28 protein-coding genes are annotated in these 24950 nt (G+C 34.8%); 23 read left to right on the top strand and 5 right to left on the bottom strand.

Going from position 1 to position 24950, the window contains the following annotated elements:
* The first annotated feature begins 265 nt into the window (after positions 1–265).
* The 5 genes from NE848_RS04145 (at position 266) to NE848_RS04125 (ending at position 4375) form a co-directional block, all read left to right on the top strand.
* On the top strand, positions 266–790 hold the full coding sequence (locus NE848_RS04145; protein ID WP_252110949.1) for a VOC family protein: 525 nt from the start codon (positions 266–268) through the stop codon (positions 788–790).
* A 17-nt stretch (positions 791–807) separates the two neighbouring features.
* Positions 808–1362 carry a nuclear transport factor 2 family protein gene (locus NE848_RS04140; protein WP_252110948.1) on the top strand — a complete coding sequence of 185 codons (555 nt, stop codon included), beginning with the start codon at positions 808–810 and terminating at the stop codon, positions 1360–1362.
* A gap of 171 nt (positions 1363–1533) precedes the next feature.
* On the top strand, positions 1534–2274 hold the full coding sequence (locus NE848_RS04135) for a YqjF family protein (RefSeq protein ID WP_252110947.1): 741 nt from the start codon (positions 1534–1536) through the stop codon (positions 2272–2274).
* A 163-nt stretch (positions 2275–2437) separates the two neighbouring features.
* A complete protein-coding gene (locus NE848_RS04130; RefSeq protein ID WP_252110946.1) occupies positions 2438–3709 on the top strand; it encodes an amidohydrolase family protein in 1272 nt (423 codons plus the stop codon).
* 147 nt (positions 3710–3856) lie between these two features.
* Positions 3857–4375: a hypothetical protein gene (locus tag NE848_RS04125; RefSeq protein WP_252110945.1), complete on the top strand. Its 519-nt coding sequence runs from the start codon at positions 3857–3859 to the stop codon at positions 4373–4375.
* Positions 4376–4542: 167 nt separating this feature from the next.
* Here NE848_RS04125 and NE848_RS04120 read toward each other — a convergent pair whose 3' ends face one another.
* Together NE848_RS04120 and NE848_RS04115 are read right to left on the bottom strand one after the other, a co-directional pair.
* Positions 4543–5241, bottom strand: a complete 699-nt coding sequence (locus NE848_RS04120; protein ID WP_252110944.1) for a LytR/AlgR family response regulator transcription factor — start codon at positions 5239–5241, stop codon at positions 4543–4545.
* Positions 5238–5936 carry a sensor histidine kinase gene (locus NE848_RS04115; protein WP_252110943.1) on the bottom strand — a complete coding sequence of 233 codons (699 nt, stop codon included), beginning with the start codon at positions 5934–5936 and terminating at the stop codon, positions 5238–5240. The genes NE848_RS04120 and NE848_RS04115 overlap by 4 nt, the downstream gene beginning before the upstream one ends.
* Before the next feature lie 335 nt (positions 5937–6271).
* On the opposite strand from NE848_RS04115, the gene NE848_RS04110 reads away from it, so the two are divergent.
* The 8 genes from NE848_RS04110 (at position 6272) to NE848_RS04075 (ending at position 14320) form a co-directional block, all read left to right on the top strand.
* On the top strand, positions 6272–7444 hold the full coding sequence (locus tag NE848_RS04110; RefSeq protein WP_252110942.1) for a metallophosphoesterase: 1173 nt from the start codon (positions 6272–6274) through the stop codon (positions 7442–7444).
* Positions 7445–7712: 268 nt separating this feature from the next.
* Complete coding sequence (locus NE848_RS04105; RefSeq protein ID WP_252110941.1) at positions 7713–8780, top strand: alpha/beta fold hydrolase; 1068 nt, start codon at positions 7713–7715, stop codon at positions 8778–8780.
* A 204-nt stretch (positions 8781–8984) separates the two neighbouring features.
* Positions 8985–9515 carry a helix-turn-helix domain-containing protein gene (locus NE848_RS04100; protein WP_252110940.1) on the top strand — a complete coding sequence of 177 codons (531 nt, stop codon included), beginning with the start codon at positions 8985–8987 and terminating at the stop codon, positions 9513–9515.
* A 100-nt stretch (positions 9516–9615) separates the two neighbouring features.
* Positions 9616–11094 (top strand): serine hydrolase domain-containing protein, encoded by a 1479-nt coding sequence (locus tag NE848_RS04095; RefSeq protein ID WP_252110939.1) that lies wholly within the window; start codon positions 9616–9618, stop codon positions 11092–11094.
* A gap of 197 nt (positions 11095–11291) precedes the next feature.
* The gene (locus NE848_RS04090) at positions 11292–12200 is read left to right on the top strand and encodes a DUF5694 domain-containing protein (RefSeq protein ID WP_252110938.1); all 909 of its coding nucleotides are present in this window, start codon (positions 11292–11294) and stop codon (positions 12198–12200) included.
* 284 nt (positions 12201–12484) lie between these two features.
* Entirely contained in the window at positions 12485–12934 is a 450-nt protein-coding gene (locus tag NE848_RS04085; protein WP_252110937.1) for an SRPBCC family protein, read from the top strand.
* A 17-nt stretch (positions 12935–12951) separates the two neighbouring features.
* A complete protein-coding gene (locus tag NE848_RS04080; protein ID WP_252110936.1) occupies positions 12952–13410 on the top strand; it encodes an SRPBCC family protein in 459 nt (152 codons plus the stop codon).
* Between the two features lie 244 nt (positions 13411–13654).
* Positions 13655–14320, top strand: coding sequence for a helix-turn-helix domain-containing protein (locus NE848_RS04075; protein WP_252110935.1), 666 nt, complete (start codon positions 13655–13657; stop codon positions 14318–14320).
* A 53-nt stretch (positions 14321–14373) separates the two neighbouring features.
* Here NE848_RS04075 and NE848_RS04070 read toward each other — a convergent pair whose 3' ends face one another.
* Positions 14374–14856, bottom strand: coding sequence for a cupin domain-containing protein (locus tag NE848_RS04070; RefSeq protein ID WP_252110934.1), 483 nt, complete (start codon positions 14854–14856; stop codon positions 14374–14376).
* 376 nt (positions 14857–15232) lie between these two features.
* Between NE848_RS04070 and NE848_RS04065 the strand changes: the two genes are divergently transcribed.
* From NE848_RS04065 to NE848_RS04045, 5 genes are all read left to right on the top strand, one after another.
* Positions 15233–16195 carry a hypothetical protein gene (locus tag NE848_RS04065; protein ID WP_252110933.1) on the top strand — a complete coding sequence of 321 codons (963 nt, stop codon included), beginning with the start codon at positions 15233–15235 and terminating at the stop codon, positions 16193–16195.
* 602 nt (positions 16196–16797) lie between these two features.
* Positions 16798–17517 carry a class I SAM-dependent methyltransferase gene (locus tag NE848_RS04060; RefSeq protein ID WP_252110932.1) on the top strand — a complete coding sequence of 240 codons (720 nt, stop codon included), beginning with the start codon at positions 16798–16800 and terminating at the stop codon, positions 17515–17517.
* Between the two features lie 160 nt (positions 17518–17677).
* Positions 17678–18208 (top strand): TPM domain-containing protein, encoded by a 531-nt coding sequence (locus NE848_RS04055; protein ID WP_252110931.1) that lies wholly within the window; start codon positions 17678–17680, stop codon positions 18206–18208.
* Between the two features lie 395 nt (positions 18209–18603).
* Positions 18604–18816: a hypothetical protein gene (locus NE848_RS04050; protein ID WP_252110930.1), complete on the top strand. Its 213-nt coding sequence runs from the start codon at positions 18604–18606 to the stop codon at positions 18814–18816.
* A gap of 79 nt (positions 18817–18895) precedes the next feature.
* Entirely contained in the window at positions 18896–19690 is a 795-nt protein-coding gene (locus NE848_RS04045; protein WP_252110929.1) for a cation efflux transmembrane domain-containing protein, read from the top strand.
* Positions 19691–19703: 13 nt separating this feature from the next.
* On the opposite strand, the gene NE848_RS04040 is transcribed toward NE848_RS04045, so the two are convergent.
* Together NE848_RS04040 and NE848_RS04035 are read right to left on the bottom strand one after the other, a co-directional pair.
* Positions 19704–21032 carry an adenylate/guanylate cyclase domain-containing protein gene (locus NE848_RS04040; RefSeq protein WP_252110928.1) on the bottom strand — a complete coding sequence of 443 codons (1329 nt, stop codon included), beginning with the start codon at positions 21030–21032 and terminating at the stop codon, positions 19704–19706.
* A gap of 156 nt (positions 21033–21188) precedes the next feature.
* Positions 21189–21749, bottom strand: a complete 561-nt coding sequence (locus NE848_RS04035; RefSeq protein ID WP_252110927.1) for an OsmC family protein — start codon at positions 21747–21749, stop codon at positions 21189–21191.
* Positions 21750–21956: 207 nt separating this feature from the next.
* On the opposite strand from NE848_RS04035, the gene NE848_RS04030 reads away from it, so the two are divergent.
* From NE848_RS04030 to NE848_RS04010, 5 genes are all read left to right on the top strand, one after another.
* Positions 21957–22505: a DUF1697 domain-containing protein gene (locus NE848_RS04030; RefSeq protein WP_252110926.1), complete on the top strand. Its 549-nt coding sequence runs from the start codon at positions 21957–21959 to the stop codon at positions 22503–22505.
* A 93-nt stretch (positions 22506–22598) separates the two neighbouring features.
* The gene (locus NE848_RS04025) at positions 22599–23171 is read left to right on the top strand and encodes a PepSY-associated TM helix domain-containing protein (protein ID WP_252110925.1); all 573 of its coding nucleotides are present in this window, start codon (positions 22599–22601) and stop codon (positions 23169–23171) included.
* A 61-nt stretch (positions 23172–23232) separates the two neighbouring features.
* Entirely contained in the window at positions 23233–23631 is a 399-nt protein-coding gene (locus NE848_RS04020) for a VOC family protein (protein ID WP_252110924.1), read from the top strand.
* Positions 23632–23650: 19 nt separating this feature from the next.
* Positions 23651–24040, top strand: coding sequence for a hypothetical protein (locus NE848_RS04015; protein WP_252110923.1), 390 nt, complete (start codon positions 23651–23653; stop codon positions 24038–24040).
* A gap of 321 nt (positions 24041–24361) precedes the next feature.
* Complete coding sequence (locus NE848_RS04010) at positions 24362–24802, top strand: hypothetical protein (RefSeq protein WP_252110922.1); 441 nt, start codon at positions 24362–24364, stop codon at positions 24800–24802.
* Positions 24803–24950: the final 148 nt, after the last annotated feature.

The raw sequence follows: 24950 nt of genomic DNA, 5'->3' as shown, positions 1-24950 counted from the left end.
TCATTGTTGACGGAATCTCTAGTTCCCACGGTTCATGTAATCTTATTCCTCTCTTTTGTTCTTTCTGGTTATACAATCAAAATTTAGAGAAATTAAACTTAAGACGGTTCATCGCCAATAAGCGGCAGCGTTAGAAAGAAAATAATTAACTTAACCAACAAACCAATACTAAGCCGACTCCCGAAGCGTCGGGACCGCGTCCCCTACTCCGCCAACTTGTGTTATGCGAGACCGTTGTAGTGCATTTAACTTAAATACTAAACTCATGAGAAAGCCATTAATCATTATTGGGAGTCTGATTATCGTTTCAACAGTAATTTTCGGTTTTAAGAAAATGACCAGTCCTGTAAAGGTTATGACGATTGGAGTTATCGTGTCAAATTTAGAGGAATCTTATAAATTCTACACAGATATCATAGGAATGGAAAAAGAGGATGAATTTCAAATGTCCAGTGAATTGTCAACTAAATACGGAATCAATAGCGGTAAGGAGTTTAATATCATTAATTTGAGAATGAAGTGTGATGGTTATTCCTTGAAATATAAGTTAAATAAAACAGTAGGCAACTTACCTGAGGTTCCTTTCAAAAATGACAATGACTATTATGGTTTTGAAAAAATTGGTAGCAATTATTTTTCCATTGATGTTCATGATGTTGAGTCATATAAAGAAAGATTGGATGAAAATAATATAGAATACAAGTATCTAGTCATAGAGGAATGGAATAATTACAAAGTGATTTTAGTTCATGACCCTGATGGTGTATTGCTGGAAATCAGAGGTTACTAAATTTAATATATTGACTTATGAAATGGATGCGTTTACGAATTATCTTACCGGTACTTCTTTTTGGTCAACTAATCATGTTTAGCCAGAATGAAAATCTTACTGAAAAAGAAGTTGAGCAAATCAAAAAAGAGATAATTCAAAGAGCTGAAAAACAAGCTACCGACTTACAAAATTTGGATTATGAGCAAATCATGACTTTTTATGCGGATGTAGATGATTTTATTGTTTATGGAGACGGTTACTATTGGGGCGATTACATTACAATTGACAGGCTTTGGAAAAGTTTCACAAAAAATGTAAAAGAAAATACTTGGACATTTTCTAATCCTAAAATTCACGTATTCAATAAAGATGTGGCATCTTTATTAGTCGAATTTGATCATCATCGAACACATCCAAATGGAGCAAAAAGAGGAGGACATGGATGTTTTTCTTTTGGTCTGCAAAAAATAGAAAGTGACTGGAAAGTTGTTACGATGCATGTCACCCATAACTACGATGTATTTGATGAGAATGGGGAAATTAGAAAATGGTGGATAAACCTAATGCCTGAAAACAGGGAAAAAAACTAATAAAAACGCACTACAACAGCGATTAACGGAGCCAATATGCGGTATTCCAGGAAAAACAATAACTTAGAACTCCAAACAACAAAACAACAAGCCGACTCCCGAAGCGTCGGGACCGCGTCCCCTACTCCGCCAACTTGTGTTATGCGAACCCGTTGTAGCCAATTTTTCAATATGGAAATTCAGCAAATTTTAGAAAAAACTGATCATAGACCTTGGAATATTCCTGAACACGATTGGAGTTACTATCAGGAGTGGAATGATGCGATTTTTTTACACTGGCAAGTAGAATTAGAAGAACTTAAAAATTTTGTCCCCAATAACCTAGAAATTGATCTTTTCGAAGGCAAACCTTGGGTATCAATTGTTGTCTTTAAAATGGAAAAAATTAGACCAAGAAGATTACCTAGCTTTTCTCCGATTTCAGATTTCGACGAAATCAACATTAGAACATATGTAAAATGGAAAAATATATCTGCTGTATATTTTTTAAGTATTGAAGCTGGAAAAAGAATATCTGCTATGGTCTCAAAAAAATTATCTCTGCTCCCCTATCGATATTCAAAAATAAAACGAAATGAGATAAGCTTGGATTCAGAAAATATTAGATTAAAGGAAAAATTAAAATTTGATTACGAGATCCAGGATAATATCAGCGAAAAGAGTTCCCTGGAAAAATGGCTAACTGAAAAGTATGCCTTGATACAAGACTCAGAAAAATCATTAAACTTTTTTGAAATTCATCATCTTGAGTGGCCTTTGAAAGAAATAAATTTAAAGCATCTAGAGTTTAATTATCCTCGTTTTAAAAAGCTTATAAACCGCCAACCTAATTTAGCTCATTATTCTAAAGGTGTAAAGGTAATTGCCTGGAACAAGATTGACCTAAGAAAAACTGGCAACAACAGCGATTAACGAGGCCAATATGCGGTATTCCAGGAAAAAGAATAACTTAGAACTTAAAACAACAAAATAACAAGCCGACTCCCGAAGCGTCGGGACCGCTTGCTAAATTCAGCACACTGGCGTTAATCGCAACCGTTGGCGGTAATTATGAACTTCAAATAAAACATTAATAATGAGAAATAGAATTTATTACATGTTGGCAGTGTTGTTCATTCTGACTTCATGTTATTCAAAAAAAAATAAAATCACAAAAGCGGAATTTGAGAACCCAAATAGCTTATCCATAAAATTAGTAAATGGCTATTGGTTTAATGGAAATACTTTTGAAAATAAGACTGCTTGGGTTAGCAAAGGAATTTTAAGCTTTAATAATGAAAATGCAGTAAATGACACGATCATAGACCTTAAGGGCATGTATGTTGTTCCACCTTTTGCCGAAGCACATAATCATAACTTGGAAAGTGATTACAAGTTAAAAGAGCGAATTGATTCTTACTTGGATAATGGAGTGTTTTATGTAAAACTCCTATCATCAATAAAAAAGAGGATTGACCCTCTAATGCATAATTATAACAAGCCAGATCGCATTGATGTCAGTTTAGCCCATGCCCCTCTTACAGCGACTGGTGGTCATCCAGTAGCTTTACGCAAAAGGTTTCTCGAATATGGCCGATTTGAAGGCCTCTTTAACACCTTGGAAGAAATTGAATCACATGGCTATTTCATTATTGATGACATTGAGGATTTAGAAAAAAAGTGGAGTCAGGTCTTATCTTTTGAACCGGACTTCATAAAAATAATGCTTCTTTTTTCAGAGGAATATGAGAAGCGAAAAAACGACACTACCTATTTTGGGAATAAAGGACTGAATCCTGAATTAGTACCAGAAATCGTCAAAAAAGCACATCAAAACAATCTTCGCGTTAGTGCACATGTTGAAACTGCTTACGATTTTCATATTGCAGTTAAAGCTGGTGTGGATGAAATTGCTCACCTTCCAGAAATTGATAATGGTAATTCAATATCTCTAAAAGATGCAATTTTAGCCAAAGAAAGGGGCATTATTGTGACAACTACAACTTCATTGGTTACAAAAAAACGAGAAGACCCTAACTATAATGAATTGTTAAATAATATAAGTGCAAACTTGAAATTGCTTAAAGAAGCAGAAGTAAAGATTGCCATTGGTTCAGATATGTATAATGACAATTCAGTTGGAGAATTTCAGTTTCTGTATGATTTAGGAATCTTCAGCAATCTTGAACTGCTTAAAATGTGGTGCGAAAATTCATCCATGACCATATTCCCAAATAGGAAAATCGGTCATTTAAAAGAGGGTTACGAGGCAAATTTTTTAGTCTTGGACTCGAACCCATTAGATGATATCAGAGAAATTAATAACTCAATAGTTCTCAAAGTTAAGCAGGGAATGATATTGGAATAAACTACCGCCAACAGCGGTTCATCTCAAATTCCGGGTTTCACAAAAAATAGGTAAATTAGGTTCTAATAAATAAAAACGTTAGCGGCAAGTACGCGTCCCTACTCCCGCAACTTGTGATAACTACAAACCGTTGTGCAGCATTAAATTATGAGACAACTAATTACAATACTGATTTTATCACTTCTAATAGCAGGCTGTGAAAACAAGAAAAAATCACTTTCAAATAACAAGACTGATTTATTTGAAAAATCATTTTCGGATTTTAAAGATTTGTCGGTTTTTGAAGAATATGATAAAATTACGGATACTTCATATGCGAAAAATGGCTTTGATTCAACTCATAGAATTACCCACATTCAAAGAAAAGATGAAAATATTCTCTTATTTAATAAGATAGCTTTAGACGAAAATTACGAGGAACATTATTCAATTATCGATACGCTTAAAATTAAGGGGCTAAACAGTAATACATATATTTCAGTTGGATATTGTGAAATGGAAAATACACTTCCAGAAGAAATAATTGCAATTTTGAGGAGAACAGAAAAAGATACAATTCAAGAAATTCTAAAGGCCTGGAAAGCCAACTCAGAATCTAAAATGATTGAAGAAATTAAAGATATAACCAAACTCACGTGTCTAAATGAGTATTATTCTGGTACTTAACACTGCCTAACAGCGATTAACACGGTCAATATGCGGTATATCAGGAAAAAGAACAACTTAGAACTCCAAACACAAAAACAACAAGCCGACTCCCGAAGCGTCGGGACCGCGTACTAATTTCCGCACACTGCCTTAATCGAAACCCTGGGCAATAATTATATTAAGGATTAATCGTTCAAAAGTTTATTTACCTGAGACTTATAATAATTACCGATTGGAATATAGTTCTCATTCACCAGGATCCTATTTCCTTCTATAATTCTGATATGTTTTTTTGAGACAATAAATGATTTATGAACACGAATAAACTTTTCAGCTACTTTATCCATTAAATCTGAAATCTTAGTTCGAACCAGTATCTGATTCTGTTCGAAAACAATCTTAGAATAATTTCCGGCAGCTTCTATGTAAATGATTTCATCAAGCTTAACCTGAACATATTTTTTATCTGAATAAACAAAAATGGATTCCGTATCCAGATTGTCCCTGGTAAAAATGGTAGAAGAATCCTTTTTATCTAAAACAAGGGCCTTGTTTACTGCTTTCAAAAATCGCTCAAAACTAAAAGGCTTCAATAGATAATCTGCAATCTCCAATTCATATCCTTCTAAAGCAAATTCCTGATATGCCGTAGTCACAATAACCTTTGGTTTTTTTGATAAGGTTCTCACAAAGTCAAAACCTTTTAGTTTAGGCATATTGAGATCTAGAAATATTAAATCTACTCGATTAATTCTAAGATATTCCAAGGCCTCTAACGCATCATAACACTGCTTTGCAAGTTTCATTCCTGGAATTAAATCACAATAATCCTTTATTACTTCATGAGCCATATGCTCATCATCAATAATTAAATAACTGGTCATTTTTCAATCTGTAAAATTGCTCTGAAAATCGATTCGTCCTGATAGATTTTTAACATATGTTTTTTAGGATACGCTATTTCCAGTCGACGTTTTAAATTCTTAATACCTATTCCATGATTATCCTGATATACAGTTTTATCAAAGTTGTTACAGATTTCAAAATCAATTACACCTTTGAAGGAACTTAGTTTAATATGAACAAATGGATTTTCCCTTAGATTCTCTACCCCATGTTTAAAAGCATTTTCTACAAGAACAATAAACATTAAAGGCATCACTCTCAATTCTTCGTTTTCTATATTTAAATCAAATCGAACATCAACATTTTTATGGTATCTAATTCGATTAAGTTCTATGAAATTTTCCAGGTACATTATTTCCTCACATAGTTTAGCCTGATCCTTATCGCCTTCATAAATACTATAGCGCATAAGCTCAGATAATTTCAGGATAAGACTCTTGGCTTTTTCCACATCCTTACCAACTACTCCATAAAGATTATTCAACATATTAAAAAAGAAGTGTGGATTTACCTGATTCTGCAAATGTAACAGCTCATTCCTCTTACTTTCATTTTTTAGAACAACCAAAGACTTTAATTGAATAACAAGCCAGGCAACTCCTAATAAAAGAATGATAGCGTAATATATAAGTATCCCAAAGCTAAATGCGGTTGGATAACCTTCAAGAAACATTACTGAATTTTTCCCTAGAAATATGATTTGATAAGTAACAATACTTATCGGGATTATTATAGATAGGAATATTAGAAATTTAATAATAACCCAACGATCATTTGTATAAGTAGAAATCATACTGCAAAATAATCAGATTATGAATAGCCATGGCAAAATAGTGATGAAATCATTTAAGGCTAATATGAAATAATCTTTAACAGGGATAAATTGGATTTGAGATATAAAAAAGTCCTTTCAACCATGCATAATTAATGCTGAGCACAATTTTTTCAGTAATTGGAACCTGAAGATCAAATTTGTCTTCAGAAAATGTTTAATGAATTCAAACCAAAATGAAAACAAAAATTTTTAGGTACTTCAAACATTTAGGACTTACTATTATAGTTCTGCTATTAATTTTAATACCCATAGGAATATCTGAAGGTGCTCAATTAAGTTACGGCCACGATCAGGCAAGTCTTAACTTTGATGGAGATGGGCCATATGCATTCTTTAAGAATGATAGCATTGTTAATGTCAAATATATTAGAGGGAATAAAGAGGACGGATTCTATCTGGATGAAAAAGAATATTCTGTAAAAAAACCAATCCCTGCGACAGTCTATTTTCCATTAGACTCTACAAATTTCAGTTTTTCAATTAGCACAGATTTTGAATCTCCAGAAAGTATTTACAAAGACAACAATAAGATTTTAGCTATTTCAGATATAGAAAGCGGATTTAAAACATTTAGAGACTTTCTAATTGAAAATAAAGTAATCGATAAAAACATGAATTGGACCTTTGGAAAAAATCATCTTGTTCTTTTAGGAGATTTTGTAGACAGAGGCTTTTCTACAACACAAGTATTGTGGTTTATTTTCAAATTAGAACAGGAAGCAAAAAGCCAGGGAGGTAAAGTTCACTTTATATTAGGCAATCATGAATTAAAAAACATGTATGGTGATCACCAGGCAGCTTCCCTAAAATACACCTTCGTTGCTTCTATGATCGGAAAAACTCAGTCTGAACTTTACAGCAAAAATTCAGTTTTAGGAAAATGGTTATCCAGTAAAAATGTAATCGAGTCTATAAACGGTAATATTTTCGTACATGGCGGACTCCATCCCGAAATTGCCGATCTAGACATGTCTATTCCTCGAATAAATAATCATTTAAGATCCACATATTACGAGGCTCCTTACCCAAAAGTTGATAAAGATGAAAAGGAGCTATTAATTTCATCAAAAACAGGTATAAGCTGGTACAGAGGATATTTTAAAGAAGACCTTAGCCAGGAAGAAATTGAACGACCTTTAAAAAAGTTCAATGCGAAAGCTGTAGTAGTTGGACACACCTTGCAATTTAAAGTTAAAAGGTTCTATGAGGGTAAAGTATATGGCATCGACGTAAAGCATCCTAATGATTATCATAAGAACTGGCCAAATTATGATTCTGAAGGTTTACTAATATCAAATAACGAATATTTTAGAGTAATGGCAGATGGAGAGGTAGAAAAAATATAACTATTGCCAACAATGCATAATTCAGAAAGACGGTACCCTTAGTACCCTTAGTACCCTTAGTAAGAAAAAGTTTATTTTGAGCAACAAAACTGGTGTAAGCCGACATCCCGATGGCTGTCGGGACCGCGTCCCCTACTCCGCCAACTTGTGTTATGCTAAACCTTTGTGAGCAATTTTTCCCTTACTCCTTCTTCTGAATATAGTTTTAATGGAGTGCAACACCTAATTTTTTGAAACGTCTTTAAGTAAACAAACCTTATAGATCATTATGAAAAATTTAAAATTCCTCACCTTCTTCTTTCTACAATTTCTAATAATCAATCCGACAGTTGCAAAAACAACCGAAAATATTGACGAATCATTTTATATACCCGTTCAAGAATCAGAACTTTTCGTTCGAGTGAGCGGAAATTTAAACAAACCTTTAATCATATATCTGCACGGTGGCCCAGGAGGATTTTCAACATTAGAACATGAATTATATAAAAACAACTTAGAACAAGATTATTTAATAGCCTATTTCGATCAAAGAGGATGTGGTCAATCCAAGAAGGAAACTGATACGTATAGATTAAATATCGAGAATTATATTAAAGATCTCGAGAAAGTTATCGTTGTCCTATCCAAAAAGTATGGAAAAGAAAAGGTAAACTTAATGGGAGAATCCTGGGGAGGTACTTATGGACTTTTATATCTTTTAAAAGACCAATCTAAAGTTTCGACAATGATAACCAATGGAGGAGTTGCTAATGCTCCCTATGCTTATTATAACCTTATTCAAAAAGAAAGAGTACTCACCAATAAGCTTTTAAAAGCCACTACCGATCCAGATCAAATAAAAAAATACAAGCACATTATTAAAGAATTAGAGAGAATAGAAAAAAGTGATTTTGACCATTTTTTTAATGACATGAATTTAATCAAGCATACATTTCCTGAATTACTAAATTTTAATCCTTACCGTGTCAAGCCTCAAAATGGACCTCCAAGCAAAGAAGTGCTAGAAGATTGCAATATAGATATGGAAACTTTGCTTAGTTTTTTTCCTAAAGGGGAATATGTAAATAAAGCATTTAGAAATCAATCTTCTTATAATAACCTTAATATACTGGATAAAATTTCAGATATCAAAATTCCCGTTCTCGTTATCCAGGGAGAGAAGGATTATTCAGTTGGAATTAATCAAGCAAAGTTAATGTACAAGGCATTAAATAAAGAATATAGCGAAAATAAACACTTGGAAATAATTAAAAACGCCGGGCATAGTACCACAGGTGAACAACCTGGAATAACAATTCCTATCATAAAACAGTTTTTAGATAATTACAACAAATAATAAAAAATACTAACAGCAGCGAATCTTCTCAAATTACAAGTATTGTAGAAAAAGTGTAATTTTAGAAACCAGGAAAAAAAGTTAATCCAACATCCCGATAGCTATCGGGACCGCATCCCATACTCCTGAAACTTGCGATAACCGTTGTGCTCAATTATTGTCAAATGCTTAAATATCAAAATTTCTTTTTTTATTAACCCAGTCATGTCTAAGCTTTTAACCTACAGAGAAAATTTAAATCTTACCCAAAAAGAATTATCTGAAAAATCAGGGCTATCCATTAGAACAATTCAGCGCATTGAATCTGGAACTGAGCCAAAAGGTCATACCCTGAAGGTTCTTCTGAATACATTGAATATTACCAAAGAAGAGTTTCTGGGTGAACCTAAGCCTAATATGAATAAGAATATTATTAAATGGATCAATTTTTCTTCTCTAATGTTCATAATCCCCTTGGCTAACATCCTTTTACCACTTCTAATAATGAAAAAGAAGAAACAGGTAAATTCTATTACCAAACAGATAATTTCCATTCAAATTCTGTGGACCCTTCTAACCATCGTATTTGTAGGAATTAGTCCTTTTTTCGTGAGATGGTTTGGAACAAGCAGGCAATTAACTTTAATACTTCTAGTAATCTCTATTCTCATAAACCTGTATATAATATTCAGAAATGCAATAGAAATCGAAAATAAGGACAGGTTATATATAAAACTGAAAAGCAGCATCATATAAGGATTGTCATCTTTTTGGCGTTTTTTTGGCGGGTGTTTTTTATGGCAGAATTGCTCAAATAACAGAATTTTGCCTACCTCAAAAACATTCTTCAATTAATATGAAATTTTATAAATCAATTTTTTATCTACTGTTCCTTATAGGTCTGAATTATTCCTATTCACAAACGCAATCTTATTCTGAATTGGAGGATAAGATTTTAAAAGCTGATAGCTTACTCTTCCAGGAGGGATTCAATAACTGTGATTTTTACGCCCTCTCAAAACTAACCGATGACAGCCTTAAATTCTACCATGATATTTCTGGAGTAATCACCGGAAACGAAGAATTTATCCAGAGTATAAAAAATAATATTTGTTCGATTGATTACCACCCGGTAAGAAAGTTACTTTCTGAAAATCATAGAATTTATCCTTTAAAACAAAATGGAGAAATCTATGGCGCTATTCAAATTGGAAAACATGAATTTTATGCCGTTGGAAAGGGCAAAAAAGAATATCTTACCAGTATTGCAGATTTTACCCATCTCTGGCTCAAAAAGGAAGGAAACTGGATACTTCAGAATGTTCTGAGCTATAATCATCAAAAGCCAGGGACATCGGTTCAGGCTACGAACGAAAAACGTAGCATTCAACAGCTATTAATTAAAAATAGAGTTCCGGCACTCGGCTTGGCACTTCTCGAGAAAGGAAAACTCACAAAACTGGAAATGTATGGAAATCTTTTTGATAAGCAGGTGGCACCCATCGACGCTGTTTTTAATGTAGCCTCCCTTACCAAGCCAATCGTTACGATGCTTACTCTAAAACTGGTAGAAAACGGCAACTGGGATCTGGATGAGCCGGTGTACCTGTATTGGACAGATCCGGATGTAAAGAATTTATCATACAGCAAACTACTTACAACCAGACATATACTTACCCATCAGAGCGGTTTCCCTAATTGGCGATGGGAAAATGAAGACAAGAAGTTAAAATTCAAATTCAAACCTGGCGAAGGATATGGTTACTCTGGAGAAGGTTATGAGTATTTAAAGAAAGCGTTAGAAACGAAATTTGAAAAACCGATTGAAAACCTGGCTGACTCTTTACTTTTTACCCCCCTTGGAATGGATAATACATTTTTTAAATGGAATGCTTCCATAGATGAAGATAAGTTTGCAAAGTGGCACGATTCAGAAGGCCAACTTTATAAGCAGGAATACAAAAATAAAAATGTAAGCGCTGCAGATAATCTATTAACCACAATTTATGACTATGGAAAGTTTGCTGAATATGTACTTGCAAAAGTTACCAGTGGCGATTCATTATACAAAAGAATGGTAACTCGGGGAAACGGAAAGGACAACCAAACTGTCATTGGTTTAGGTTGGGAACTTTTACCTGAACTTAAAAATGATGAATATGCCTTACTACATACCGGAGGAGATATTGGTGTTAACACTTTAATTATGTTTTTACCTAAAACCATGGAAGGCATCATCATATTTACCAATGGTGACAATGGTAACAAGCTGTTTTTCGATTTGATTGAAAGAAACCTTTCTTTAGGAAGCCTTATTAATAAAACAGCCCAATAATTAATTTGCTTTTATTCAATATCTTCAAAATTGATCTTCGCTAACAAATCAGGTATACGCCGACATCCCGATAGCTATTGGGACCGCATCCCATACTCCTGAAACTTGCAATAACCGAGACCGTTGGAGATAAAATCACAAAGTCTGTAACAAAAAATGAAAAATGGAATCTTTAAGGGAAATGAAAATATTTTATAATGAAAAAATTAACTTCCCTTATTGTGGTTTTAATCCTATTGACTTCTTGTAAAAAGCAAATAGATCAAACTGCTGAAAAAAATCAAGAAGCAGGAAAATTAAATAGGATAGCTGCCCCGAACCAATTCATCGGAAAAAATAAATCACAGGCCATGGTCCTAGGGGTTTTCCATTTTAGCAATGCTAGCATGGATAGTTACAAAAAAAAATTCTCATTCAATATCCTAGAAGAAAAGAGACAAGCGGAATTGGACACACTTATAGAAAAAATAGCCGCTTACCGTCCGACTAAAATACTCATTGAAGTTAACAGAGTTAAGTATGATAGCATTATCAACAGCCGTTTTGAACATTATTTAAGTAATTCTTACAGCATAGAAGACAAAAGTAACGAGGTTTATCAAATAGGATTTAAACTCGCTAAAAAACTTGGACATCATAAAGTCTATTGCTCAGATGCCACTGCGGAATGGTTTGGAGTGCAACTCGATTGGGATAATTATGATGGAGAAGAATATATGAAGTCACGAGGGCAATATTTAAAAGCAAATAGATATGACTATAATGCAATTTACAGGATGCACGATTCTTTAAAAACTCAACAAAGTTTAACAGATCATTTGATTATGTTGAACCATCCTGAAAGCAGATTAAAAGACCATCAAGCTTATTTGACTGGAACTATTCTGGCAGGTGCAGGCGACAATTATCTAGGTGCTGACTCGGTTGGTAAATGGTATCGACGTAATTTAAGAATTTTTGCAAATGCCTATGATTTAACCGATTTCGAAAATGAAGAAAGGCTCCTACTAATTTATGGTTCGGGACATGTATGGCAATTAAGGCAATTTTTTATGGATTCGCCAGATTATGATTATGTGGAGCCAAACGACTACCTTACGGAATAGGTAATGTTGTCAGCACCTATTAACATCCCAATATGTGATATTCCTGGAAAAAGAATAACTTAGAGTTCAGAACATTAAAACAATAAGCTGCCACCTCGATAGCTATCGGGACCATGCGCTGATTTCCATACACTGGGCGCTAATCGCAACCCCTGGTGTACATTTTGAGAACGGGAGACCTGATATAAACCAAATAAATACAAAATAATAATCGGGAACAATACAACGCACAAAAAAAGGACGACACTGAAAATTCAAACGAGTAGGAAATAAAAAGAATTAATATGTCAAATAACAGCCTAACATTACACAGAGTGCTTAAGGCAAGTCCCGAAAAGGTATTTCGTGCTTTTTCTGACCAGAAAGCCTTATCCTGGTGGATTCCACCTTATGGATTTTTATGTGAAGTACATCAAATGGAGTTTAAAGAAGGTGGCAGTTACAAAATGTCTTTTATAAATTTCTCAACCGGCAACGGACATTCCTTTGGCGGAAAATATTTAGAAATCAAACCGAACGAATTCATTAAAAACACTGATACTTTTGATGATCCAAACTTGCCAGGTGAAATGATCACTTATGTTTGGCTGAAAAAAGTTTCCTGTGGAACGGAAATTAAGATCACTCAGGAAGGCATTCCGTCTGCTATACCATCAGAAATGTGTTATTTAGGATGGCAGGAATCACTGGACAAATTGAAGAAATTAGTTGAACCGGAAATTCCTGATGCGTGATAAAAAAGATAAAAGTCATGAAAAAACTACAATTCAGGAAAGACATTAATGCTTCTGCCGAAAAGGTTTATAATACCATGCTCGGCATTGAGGATATTGAGACATACCAACAATGGACATCAGAATTTAATCCAACTTCAACCTATGAAGGAAGTTGGGAAAAAGGAGCCAAAATCTACTTTATCGGAACTGACGAAAATGGTAAACGTGGCGGGATGGTATCTGAAATTGCGGATAATATTCCATTTCGGTTTGTTTCCATACGCCACTACGGAATTTTAGATGGTGAAAAGGAAATTACAAAGGGTGCCGAAGTTGACAAATGGGCAGGTGGATTGGAAAACTATTCTTTTGAAGAAAACAACGGAGTGACAACCGTAACTATAGAGGTAGATGCAATGGAAGATTATATTGATTTTTTCAATAAGACTTTTCCAAAGGCTTTAGATAAGCTTAAAGAAATTGTTGAAAAATAGTACCAAAAAAACGACACACCAACAGCAATTAACGAGGCCTATATGCGGTTTTCCAGGACAAAGAATAACTTAGAACTTATCAAAAAGCCTACATCCCGATAGCTATCGGGACCACGTCCTTATTCCCGTAACTTGGGATAATCCTAACTGTAAAAACCAATTGACGTAAAAATGACGTTAACATGACGTAACTGGTAGATAAGTTTCCAATATACATTTGCTGAAACAATAAATAACATTAAAAATGGAAACAAAAAATTTGGCACAAAGCTTAAAAGAATTAAGAGCAAGAAGAGGAATGTCCCAAGAATATTTAGCCGACGAATCTAAAGTTAGTTTAAGAACAATTCAGCGGATTGAAAATAATGAATCAAATCCAACAGGTGAAACAATTAAAAGAATTGCAGTCGCCTTAGGTGTTGAATTAAATGAATTAATTGATTCAAACCTTACAAACCAAACAGATGATTTAAACGCTACAATAATTTTTCTCAAAAAACAGCTTTCTAAAACCGATAAAAAAACGGAAATTAAAACTTTCGAGAATTTTATAGCAATATTGCAAAGAATAAAAGAGAAAGAATTAACCACGGAGCAACTGGAAGGAGTTGAAAGTTACATTCAATATTTAGAACTTGAGAAAATACCATCATTTAGCAATGAAATTTTCAAACAAAAACTGATTAAATTCAAAAAATACCTGAAAAACAAATTAGGTTTGGTACCTCAATATCATTATACCACCTGGGCGGCTAGTTTCGGAATTGCATTTGCCATTGGATTTGCTCTTCAAAGTAATTTAGATACAATGATTGAGATAGGAGTCCTGTCAATTGTACTTTTAATGATTGGAGTAGGAATAATTATGGATCTAAGAATTAAAAAACAAGAACGTTCATTTCGTTTCTAAAAAACAAGTGGTTGCAAAATAGAATAAATTAATTGAGAAAATACATATTTTGTTTAATTTTCGCGAGGTCTATGTATTTCAGTGGCTAACCACTTAATAGTGGTTTCACCTACATTTTTTGCAGCATCCTTTAGAGGACCACTAACAAAACCTTCACCTGCTTTTAAATTCATTTCTACAGGCTCGGTACCATTAACATAAACCTGTAAAGTCCCTCCTTCGAGTACGTAGATAGTATGATCTAAATGTTGATGCAAACCTACAGAATCACCTGGCTTCATAGTAAACTCATACATTTGTACATTCAATGTATCTGCAAACACTTTAGAAAACTCCTTTCCAATCACTAAAGGATCTAAAGAGGGATCAAAAACTGGCATTGCTTCCATGCTATCAACATTTGTTTGCGGTACTGTTTTTTCTTCCATAGGGTTATTCTCCACAGGATTCTCTTTGGTTCCTTTCTCTTTACAACCAAAGGTTAACAGACTTACAAATACTATAAGGATTAGGCTTAGGATAATATTAGTTTTCATGATTAATTAGAATTAAAAAGAATCTTTTAATTTACTAAAAAATCACTAAACACTGATAATGAAACAGTTAACTAACAAAGACGACGTGCCAACAGCGGTTTATCTCAAATTACGGGTACAGTAGAATAAGTGTAATTTTAAAAACCGGGAAAGAAAATGGTTAATCCGACATCCCGATAGCTATCAGGCCACGTCCCTACTCTCGCTTCTTGTGTTAACCGAGACCGTTGGTAACAATTGCGCATATCAAAAACTATATTAATTTTTACTTCCCCTGACTAGAATAGAAAAAAAGCTTTAAATTAGAAACAACTTAATGTGCTGATATACAGGGATTAATGTTACCTAGACTAAAAACCAATCAAATTCTAAGATAATGTTTACAGTTTCTAATTTTAAAAAGTCATTTTTAATATTATCATTATTTCTAATTCCTTTGATAAGTTGTAAAAATGACAAAGAGGATAGTCAGAATCAAAAAGAGACTACTACTAAAACCAATAAAGCTAAAAAGGTTATTGAAGTAGTCACCAATGATATGGATTTCCAAATACCATCTCGCATTAAATCTGGATGGACAACTTTTAAATACAATAATAAATCTCCAGAAACTCATTTCTTCATTTTCGAAAAAATGCCAGAGGGTGTAACTATTGAGAATTATAATAATGAATTAGTCCCCCCCTTCAAAGCAGCTTTTAACCATTTATTAAACGATGAGATGGAAAAAGCAATGCAAGAATTTGAAAAGGTCCCTGCCTGGTGGAATGACGTAAAATTGGGTGGAGGTGTTGGTTTAATTTCTCCAAAAAGTGTAGCTGAATCCACGATTTACATGCACCCAGGAACCTATGTAATGGAATGTTATGTTAGAATGCCAAATGGTATGCCTCACGCATTTTATGGAATGTTAAAAGAAATTGAGGTAACTGAAGAAAAAAACGACAACAGGGAGCCCTCATATGACCACAAAATAAGTATCTCAAGTATAGAAGGAATTACATTTCAAGATTCAATTAAAGCAGGTGATTACCAGTTAGCTATTAACTTTAAGGACCAAAAACAATACGAAACACTTTTAGGCCATGATGTGAATTTAGTTAGACTTGACACTATTTCAAAACTGGATACATTAGGTAACTGGATTAATGCCGCTAATATTAAAGCTTTTAGAACACCAGTCCCGAAAGGTTTGAAATTTTTAGGGGGTGTAGAAGATTTAGAAGAAGGTGAAACAGGATATTTTAAAACTCAGCTTAAGAAAGGTACATATGTTCTAATCTCGGAAATCCCGAATGTTCTTGAAAGAAAAATGTATAAGACCTTTAAGGTCTATTAAAGCAACAGTTGCCTACATCGAGTAACATCCAATATGTGGTATTCCAGGAAAAAGAATAATTTAGGACTCCAAACAACCAATCAACAGGCCGACTACTCCGCGTGCTTAATTCCGCACACTGGCGTTAATCGCAACCCTCGGCATTCATTGTTTAATTAAACTGAGACCTTAGATGAAAAAACTAATAAACAATAGAAATCTGACTATAATAAATTTTACTATAGTATCCTATTTTCTATTAATTTGGTGGATTAATTTTTTGAAAACAGATTCATTATTGATTGGTTTTTTTCGAGAATTGCTAACAATACCATTTTTGATTGCTCAATTAGTTTTTCTATTTATTGGATTAAAGTTTTTAATTCATAATAAAAGAAAAGTCTATACAATAATAAGTTTAGTTGCATTAATTATTTGCTCAATCATAACAATTGGAAGCTTCTTTTAAATTTTATGAAAAATGGGCTTTGAATCTGCCAATTTAGCTTCAAAAAACCGCTTGCAGGCAATTTAAATAGCCTCCTATTATGAAAAGCCAGTTAAAAGATAAATGGAATGATGGTGACTCCTATGAACTCTTTATGGGAAGATGAAGTTCATTAATGGCTGTAAAATTTCTTCAGTGGCTCAACATGCCTTCAGGAAAGAACTGGCTTGATATAGGATGTGGAACAGGTGCGCTAAGCGAAGCAATCGAGAACCATATGAATCCCTCAAATTTATCGGGTATAGATACTTCAATGGGCTATATTGAAAGGGCTAAGCAACGAATTTCTATGAACCAGAATTTCAAAACCGGCAGTGTGGACAATTTGCCATTTGAGGAGAAATCATTTGATGTGGTGGTGTCTGGTCTGGCCCTCAATTTTTTTCCGAATACCGGGAATGCTTTATTGGAAATGAAACGAGTAACCAAACCTGAAGGTGTTATTGGAGCTTACGTTTGGGACTATTCTAAGAAAATGGAGTTCTTAAGGTACTTTTGGGATGCAGCTTACCAATTTGATTCATTTTCTAAAAATATCGACGAAGGGGTTAGATTCCCTATTTGTAATTCAGAAAATCTTTTGGAGGAGTTTGAGAAGGCTGGTTTGAAAGAAGTGGAATCTACTTTTCTTGATATTGAAACGCTGTTTAAGGATTTTGATGATTACTGGAGTCCTTTTTTAGGCGGACAGGGACCTGCACCCGGCTTTTTACAGTCTCTAAGTAAGACCTCTCAAAATAAGTTAAAAGACAAGATTCTGGAGCGGGTAAATTTTGAGTCTGATGGATCGATAAAGTTAATAGCCAGAGCTCTTGTGGTTAAAGCAAATAGATAAGTCCAAAACGCTTTAATACAAATAACCGCAAACCTTTGAAAGAAAATAACTAATTTTACAAAACGATCCATTTTTGGGTAAACATCCCTACGGTTACCCGCACCGCGTCCCCCCACTCCGCCCCTTCAATTAGCTAAAAGCATTGTGCATAATTTAGGATATGAAAATTTATAAGTGCCTAATATTGATACTTTTCATTGTAAGTTTAATTCCATTTAAAGCTACTGCCCAAATTGATCGGGTTTTGGAAACCGGAATTGTTGAATTTGAGGGTGAATATGCACTTCCGGCATCTGTTGGTCACGTAAATGATTTTGAAGGAATTTTAAGTTTCAACCAAATCATGGATCTTGAAAAGATTATATCAGATTATGAAAAGGAAACAACACGGGAGATTGCGGTTATTACGGTTGAATCTATAGGACCTTTTGACCATATCACAGAATATGCTTCCGATCGTTCAAAACATGGTCCAGTCGGTAATCCTGATGGGAATAACGGCCTAACTATCGTGATTAGCTGCACTCTTCAGAAAATAAGAATTTCAGCTGATTATGGTACTGAACAGGTTTTAACTAATGAAATCTGTAATCGAATTATTGATGATGTTATGATCCCTGAACTAAAAAAGGGAAATTATTATTCCGGAATTGAAAAAGGTGTATTGGAACTAATTAAGAATTGGGAATAATCTGCAAGATATGTCCTATCCTAAATTAATAATATAGAACTGATAATTCTATTTCTAACAAATTGAAATAATTCTAAAAAGAAAATAAGTAAATTGATCCACACACAAGAGCTAAAAGCGAAGAACAATTCAGATACATTCCACCACTCGCCCCCAAATGTTTAATCCATATGAATTCAAGAGCAAAAACTGATTACTATGAACTATTCAGGGGTTTAGCAGATTTTTTTCCTAAACAAACCGACTGGTTTTTCCCTGCTTTAAAAAATCTAATAGAAGGATACGGGGAATAAGAGATCAGGCAATTATTGACCAGGGAGATCACTTATATATACAATACCCAGTTCGTAAAAGCTGGTTACAGGTGCTTAAATGAAGATATATTATTAAATTTCATGAAGAGTGATAATGAAGATAAAGTATATGACGCCGCGGTTTGCCTGGCATTATATGGAGGAAATGAAACCGGATCCAGGACATTGGAGCAATTTGCGAAAATGAATTATCCCCTTTCCGAAAATATTATTCCGGCAATTGACATTCTCCCGGACCTTGACTTTATAGGCAGAAAAAGAGAGGAAAATATTGCCCGGAACATTCAATCTTAATATTGTAGTTCATATTTTGGAAAGGCTATAGATATTAACAACAACCAACCATAATACCATTCAGATAAACGTTTTATAAATGCAAAAATCAGTATTCGAAATCCCAAAAATGGATTGCCCTTCAGAAGAAAATCTTATACGGATGAAATTAGATGAGATTTCAAGCATTAAAAATCTTGATTTCGACATTCCCAACAGAAAATTGAGCGTATTCCATAATGGCGATACCTCTACAATTGAAGAATCCATACTTGGGCTGAACCTGGGAGGTAAAAGACTTACCACCGAGGAAACCGAGCAAACTGAATTCAAGGAAGACTCAAATCAAAAAAAATTACTCTGGTCTGTACTGGCAATAAATTTCGCTTTTTTCATTATTGAAATGACTACCGGCCTTATCGCAAAATCAATGGGACTGGTGGCAGACAGCCTGGATATGCTGGCCGATTCGTTTGTATATGGAATAAGTCTTTTTGCAGTTGGAGGATCTGTAACACGCAAGAAGAAGATTGCGAACCTGGCCGGGTATTTCCAGATTCTATTGGCAGTGATTGGTTTTGCAGAGGTGCTAAGGAGGTTTTTCGGAAATGAGAAAATGCCTGATTTTACCACGATGATCATAATTTCCATCTTCGCACTGATTGCGAATGGAATTTGTTTATATCTGCTTCAAAAATCAAAAAGTAAAAAGGAAGCTCATATGAAAGCCAGCATGATCTTCACGTCTAATGATGTGATCATAAATCTGGGTGTAATAATTGCCGGGCTTCTTGTTAACTGGTTAAATTCAAGTAAACCAGACCTGATAATTGGATCCATCGTATTTATCCTTGTGATCCAGGGAGCCGTAAGAATCCTGAGGATTGGAAAATAGTTTTATCTGCAGGTCAACCTGAGTATTTCATCATTTCACCGGTTACATAGGTGAGCGCCTTCTCCCAGGCCATTAGTAGTTTTGGCGTGGAATTCTCTCCCAGCTGTTCTTCAATAGTTTCCATCATAGAACTTAGAACCACTGGGTAATGATCTTTGGTCACTCCATAGCGCGAATGACTTTTTCCCAGAAATTCCAGGCCAGTCTTTAAATTTTCCGGCCTGCTTAATGAATAGACTATACTACCCAGCATATGAGTTAATAACCTTCCCTGGTCCCTCATATTTTTTTTGAAAAGCTCCCTAGCCTCAGGGGCTTTTGTAAAGACCCGAGCATAAAATTTCTCGGCAAATTCATCTTTATTGGTGAACAGAAAATCCATAGAGCTTTGCAGCTCTAGTTGTATATCCAGCTCTTTAAATCCCTTAAGCTCATAAAGTGTACTTTCATGTTCGTGCCCGGCAAATTTGGTTTTGAATTCTTTCCCCAGATCAAAAGTATCTTCAGGAACACTTCGCAAAACCGATTGTGAGATAAGGATTCTGGTATCCACATCCTTATTATATGATTGTATACGGCTTGCCGTATTTATAGGATCACCAACCACTGCCAATTGTTTGTGTTTTGGATGGCCAAGGTGACCTATAAAAGCCTTTCCAAAATTGATCCCTATTCCTGTTTTAATTTTAAGATCAAAATCTACCAATTCCATCTGGTTCAAATGTTCAATAGCATAATTCATTCCCAAAGCAGCCCTGGCAGCATCCCGGCAGTTCTTTTCTCTTGTTCCCCCAGCCACACCAAATAATCCGATGATCTCATCTCCTATGTACTGATATATCACTCCATTATTAAATAAAATAGGATCGCCAATAGTAGTGTAAAACCTATTAAGAATATGCGCCATATCGAAGGTGTTGTTTTCAAAAGCCATTTTTGTGAAGTTCCTTATGTCACAGAAAAGTATGGCTATAGCCCTTTCTTCTGCCATTCCCTCGGGAACCGTCTCCAGCTGAAGTTTATTGATCTCGGCACTGGTCCATACCAGTCTCTGGATAGCTATATCCCCTTTTACATAACATTGGCAAGCCAGCCTAACAGAGGGGTCCCATCTTCTAACCTGAGCCATCTCCCGCTCCTTCATGGTGGGTGGCGATATATTCTTACTACCCTGCAACACCCTAATTCTACAGGTAGAACAACGACCATTTCCTCCACATTCATGTAAATGAGGAATTTGATGACTTATAGAACATTCTAAAAGTGTAGAATCGGGATCATCATACGGAACCTTTTGGTTGATGCCCGTGTACTGTATCACTGGAAAGTTTTCCTCTGCCATTTTTATGTTTCTTTCAGTTATTATAATATCCTCAGCTTTAAGTTGAATCCACTAAATCAGGTTCAATTAGGAAAGTCTGAAAGAAAATGGGGAAGGAAAGGCAGCTCAAAAATTTAGATAAGCCGCTATTCTTAAAATACCGGGATGTATGAGTGACTACTCCATTTCGATATTCACCTTTACCGGATTTCTCAACATATCCAGAACAGGTGAAGTCTTTTGTACATAATCACAAAGTTCTACAAGTTTTTCGCGTGGGGCATCTGCTTTAACTTTATATTTCACGTCAATATTTTCATAGCCAGGCCTTTTTTTATCTGAAAGACCAAGGAAAGCATGCAGGTCTATATTTCCTTTCATATCAAAAGAAAGTGACTCAACATTGATCTCTCTTGCCGCAGCATTATAAATGAAGCCCACTGTTAGGCATGAAGCCAGTGCATGTAAAATGGCTTCTACCGCATTTGCTCCATGATTTTCCCCTAATAGGACAGGGGGCTCATCCCCTTCCATAATTATTGGAGTTGTTCTGGAAGTATTTTCCTCTTTAGCTCCATAAAAATTCTGTATAGTGGTACGCACATGGCCACCCCCTAACCAGTCGGTTTTCGCTCTGAACTCAAAATTGGCTATTTCAGGTTCCTTTTTTACAGCATCAATTGTCCCCATCAATTGTTCAACACTAATACCGTTTCTTTCATTAACTACATTTTGCATTTCTTCAAGTTTTAAAAACTGATCATCAGCACAATCACACCCCGGTTTAAAACACTGATTATCAATAACCTAATTTAAAGTATATTTTTCTAACCCTGAAGAATTTTTAATGGTATTTAAAGTTTAATTACCGAAAATTTTATCCGGGTTAAAAGCGTACAACTACTATTTAAATTATTAAATTGAAGAATATAATTTTAATAGCGTATGGCCAAATATATAGCTATCCTAAGAGGAATAAATGTGGGTGGTAAAAAGAAAGTTCTCATGAAAGACCTGAAAGAAACCTTCAGGGAACTTGGCTTTTCTAATATACAGACCTATGTTCAAAGCGGAAACGTTGTTTTTGATACCCCAAAGGATATCAGTGACAGAAAACTTGAAAAGAATATTGAAAATGCTATTCAAAAAGCTTTTGATTTTGAAGTCCCCGTGATCGTTAGGACTCCTCCCCGACTAAAAAAGGTCATTTCCAGCAATCCTTTCAAGCCGGATAACGGGGATATCAAAAAATATTACCTGGTATTTTTAAAAGAGAATCCACAGGCTGAAGGTATTCGTAAACTGGAAGAGGCTAACACTCCCGACGAGTTCAAAATAGACGATGACCATATTTATATTAAATACTCCAGTAAGTACAGTGATTCTAAATTAAACAACAATTTCTTTGAAAATAAGCTTGGAGTTACGGCATCCACCCGAAACTGGAAAACCATCATGAAACTTCATGAAATTGCGGGAACCTCCCCTGTCTAAAATTTCCCCGGTTTAATTAAAAAATCAGGCTCTTTCTATCACCAAATTTATTATTTTTCCGCGCCATAATTAAAGGGATACACTAAGAGCCTTATGATCACTCAAAAGAAAAGGAAACAACAGGCAAAGACCTTAAGAATATTTAGAAAAGTACACCGCTATACAGGAGCTCTGCTATTTATATTTTTCTTTGTGATTTCCGTTTCAGGGCTTTTGTTAGGCTGGAAAAAAGACAGCAAAGGTGTAATACTTCCTCCCTCCTATGAAGGAACATCAACAGAACTTAAAGACTGGTTGCCACTGGATAGCCTGCACCAGAAGGCAGTTTTTATTCTGCATGATTCTGTTTCACCTTCGCTATCGGCCAGGATAGACCGCATTGACGTGCGAAAAGAAAAAGGAATGGTGAAATTCATTTTTGAAGATCATTACTACGGCATTCAGTTAGATGGTGCTACGGGAAACCTACTTAATATTGGAAAAAGACATTCCGATCTTATTGAGAATATTCATGATGGTTCTGTACTGGATGCTTATTTAGGAACCTCGGGATCAATTAAACTCGCTTACACCAGTATTATGGGTGTTGCCTTACTTGTTTTTACTGTCACCGGCTTCTGGCTATGGTATGGGCCTAAACGAATGCGGAAGGCAAAACAGCAATAGAAGCTTCAGGTTTTAACTAAAAATAGCTATCTTCAATATTGATTTTAAAAATCAAACAGCGATGAAGGTTCGAACTATCGGGATCCCGGTTCTTGATCAGGAAAAAGCTTTAAAATTCTATACCGAAAAATTGGGTTTCTTGAAACATAAGGATATCCCAGTGGGAGAAAATCACCGATGGCTAACCGTGGTATCTAAAGAGGACCCTAAAGGCCCTGAAGTATTGCTGGAACCTTCTCCAAATAACATTGTTCCGGCGAAAGAATATCAGAAGGCACTGTTCAGAGCTGGTATTCCCTACACCCAGTTCAATGTTGATGATATTAAAGGCGAATATGAAAGACTGATGGAAGAAGGTGTGAATTTTAGTATGAAACCTACAGATGTGGGAAGCGCTCTTATAGCCATCCTGGATGATACCTGCGGGAATCATATCCAGCTGGTACAGATGAAAAATTAATTTATTTTACCAACCCAAAATGACAACCGAAAATCATAATCTGAATGTATTCAAGGTACTTTTTTTAATTAAAGGGATCTTTACCATACTTATTTCATTTTTCCCCTTGATCTATATATTTATGGGGATGTTCATATTCAATAATGAAATGCAGGACCATGATCATTTTGGATTAACAGGATTAGTATTTATGGTGGTTGGCACCGTAATTTTTCTATTCCTCATGGCGCTGGGAATAGTGACCATCCTGGCCGGAAAATTCATAGGGGAGCGAAGACGATATGATTTTATATTCGTAATAGCCGTTCTCAATTGTTTTACCGGTATCCTGGGGATTTTACTTGGTATTTTCACTATAATTGAACTCGTTAAACCACAGGTGAAGCAGCTTTTCGGCAAACCTGTCTAATAGTTTCTATCCTGCCAGTATAGCTTGCCATTCACGGCTGGTTCATATTTATACCTTCTTACGCCTAATTTGCGGACGATTATTGATCAATAGAACAAATCTGCAATTGAATTTTATCAAATTAATTTAACCTAAAATTCTTATAATTAAGTGATTAAGATCATACTTTCTTTCAGCTTAAATTCTTAACTTCAAGACAGATTCGTGGCGGCGTAATGTCATGAAAAAAAGACCCTGCTGGCTTCCTGGCCGGATTTAAGAAAAGCTGCCTTTTTAGGCAATTCCCAACAGTTAATTTTCAAATAATTTTAAAATTTCATCATGAAAACCAAGGTATCCAACAGTTATGGATGGGAGAGGCCAGATTTAATGCATAAGAATTCTATGATGTGGCACTCCAGATTAAGTTTTATTCTAAAGGAATTGCAGTTCCTCAACAATCTGCTTAATGAAAATGTATTTCCCATTGTGGAATCACATATGGTCCCAAAGGCTGAAAGCTTAAAAGTAAAATTAGTCGATCTTAAAATCGAAGTCACCGATCTATTAACCAAAATAAACAATCATAAGAACGGATTGAAGATATTATTCAATGATATAGAACAATTCGAAAAAGAATGGGATTATAAACATCAGCATCGCAAAATAATGATCAAAGTGCACGAGTTTGATAGTAAGTACCAGAATGTCAAAAATGAGATATTCAGAATGGTTAGCCAGTCCATTAAACACAATAAGCAAAAACGAATTTCTGCAGAATAGAATTCTCAAATCAGGATATTTAAAGCTCCAGGCTTATTCCCCCCAATTTATCCTGTTTCTCTTTATCCTGTTTCTCTTTTTTAATTTCTACACCTCTAAAACCTGGATAAAAAATGATCTTTCTCATAGCCGGAAAGTCAGTCCTTTT

The organism is Gramella jeungdoensis (assembly GCF_023805255.1).
Classification (GTDB): Bacteria; Bacteroidota; Bacteroidia; order Flavobacteriales; family Flavobacteriaceae; genus Christiangramia; species Christiangramia jeungdoensis.
The sequence above is the reverse complement of the archived record's forward strand: the minus strand, read 5'-3'. Positions and strand labels throughout refer to the sequence as shown.

Excerpts from the sequence above, each read along its gene's own strand:
- NE848_RS04145 (WP_252110949.1), top strand. The coding sequence starts at position 266 with ATGAGAAAGCCATTAATCATTATTGGGAGTCTGATTATCGTTTCAACA.
- NE848_RS04140 (WP_252110948.1), top strand. The coding sequence starts at position 808 with ATGAAATGGATGCGTTTACGAATTATCTTACCGGTACTTCTTTTTGGT.
- NE848_RS04135 (WP_252110947.1), top strand. The coding sequence starts at position 1,534 with ATGGAAATTCAGCAAATTTTAGAAAAAACTGATCATAGACCTTGGAAT.
- NE848_RS04130 (WP_252110946.1), top strand. The coding sequence starts at position 2,438 with ATGAGAAATAGAATTTATTACATGTTGGCAGTGTTGTTCATTCTGACT.
- NE848_RS04125 (WP_252110945.1), top strand. The coding sequence starts at position 3,857 with ATGAGACAACTAATTACAATACTGATTTTATCACTTCTAATAGCAGGC.
- NE848_RS04120 (WP_252110944.1), bottom strand. The coding sequence starts at position 5,241 with ATGACCAGTTATTTAATTATTGATGATGAGCATATGGCTCATGAAGTA.
- NE848_RS04115 (WP_252110943.1), bottom strand. The coding sequence starts at position 5,936 with ATGTTTCTTGAAGGTTATCCAACCGCATTTAGCTTTGGGATACTTATA.
- NE848_RS04110 (WP_252110942.1), top strand. The coding sequence starts at position 6,272 with ATGAAAACAAAAATTTTTAGGTACTTCAAACATTTAGGACTTACTATT.
- NE848_RS04105 (WP_252110941.1), top strand. The coding sequence starts at position 7,713 with ATGAAAAATTTAAAATTCCTCACCTTCTTCTTTCTACAATTTCTAATA.
- NE848_RS04100 (WP_252110940.1), top strand. The coding sequence starts at position 8,985 with ATGTCTAAGCTTTTAACCTACAGAGAAAATTTAAATCTTACCCAAAAA.
- NE848_RS04095 (WP_252110939.1), top strand. The coding sequence starts at position 9,616 with ATGAAATTTTATAAATCAATTTTTTATCTACTGTTCCTTATAGGTCTG.
- NE848_RS04090 (WP_252110938.1), top strand. The coding sequence starts at position 11,292 with ATGAAAAAATTAACTTCCCTTATTGTGGTTTTAATCCTATTGACTTCT.
- NE848_RS04085 (WP_252110937.1), top strand. The coding sequence starts at position 12,485 with ATGTCAAATAACAGCCTAACATTACACAGAGTGCTTAAGGCAAGTCCC.
- NE848_RS04080 (WP_252110936.1), top strand. The coding sequence starts at position 12,952 with ATGAAAAAACTACAATTCAGGAAAGACATTAATGCTTCTGCCGAAAAG.
- NE848_RS04075 (WP_252110935.1), top strand. The coding sequence starts at position 13,655 with ATGGAAACAAAAAATTTGGCACAAAGCTTAAAAGAATTAAGAGCAAGA.
- NE848_RS04070 (WP_252110934.1), bottom strand. The coding sequence starts at position 14,856 with ATGAAAACTAATATTATCCTAAGCCTAATCCTTATAGTATTTGTAAGT.
- NE848_RS04065 (WP_252110933.1), top strand. The coding sequence starts at position 15,233 with ATGTTTACAGTTTCTAATTTTAAAAAGTCATTTTTAATATTATCATTA.
- NE848_RS04060 (WP_252110932.1), top strand. The coding sequence starts at position 16,798 with ATGGCTGTAAAATTTCTTCAGTGGCTCAACATGCCTTCAGGAAAGAAC.
- NE848_RS04055 (WP_252110931.1), top strand. The coding sequence starts at position 17,678 with ATGAAAATTTATAAGTGCCTAATATTGATACTTTTCATTGTAAGTTTA.
- NE848_RS04050 (WP_252110930.1), top strand. The coding sequence starts at position 18,604 with ATGAAGAGTGATAATGAAGATAAAGTATATGACGCCGCGGTTTGCCTG.
- NE848_RS04045 (WP_252110929.1), top strand. The coding sequence starts at position 18,896 with ATGCAAAAATCAGTATTCGAAATCCCAAAAATGGATTGCCCTTCAGAA.
- NE848_RS04040 (WP_252110928.1), bottom strand. The coding sequence starts at position 21,032 with ATGGCAGAGGAAAACTTTCCAGTGATACAGTACACGGGCATCAACCAA.
- NE848_RS04035 (WP_252110927.1), bottom strand. The coding sequence starts at position 21,749 with ATGCAAAATGTAGTTAATGAAAGAAACGGTATTAGTGTTGAACAATTG.
- NE848_RS04030 (WP_252110926.1), top strand. The coding sequence starts at position 21,957 with ATGGCCAAATATATAGCTATCCTAAGAGGAATAAATGTGGGTGGTAAA.
- NE848_RS04025 (WP_252110925.1), top strand. The coding sequence starts at position 22,599 with ATGATCACTCAAAAGAAAAGGAAACAACAGGCAAAGACCTTAAGAATA.
- NE848_RS04020 (WP_252110924.1), top strand. The coding sequence starts at position 23,233 with ATGAAGGTTCGAACTATCGGGATCCCGGTTCTTGATCAGGAAAAAGCT.
- NE848_RS04015 (WP_252110923.1), top strand. The coding sequence starts at position 23,651 with ATGACAACCGAAAATCATAATCTGAATGTATTCAAGGTACTTTTTTTA.
- NE848_RS04010 (WP_252110922.1), top strand. The coding sequence starts at position 24,362 with ATGAAAACCAAGGTATCCAACAGTTATGGATGGGAGAGGCCAGATTTA.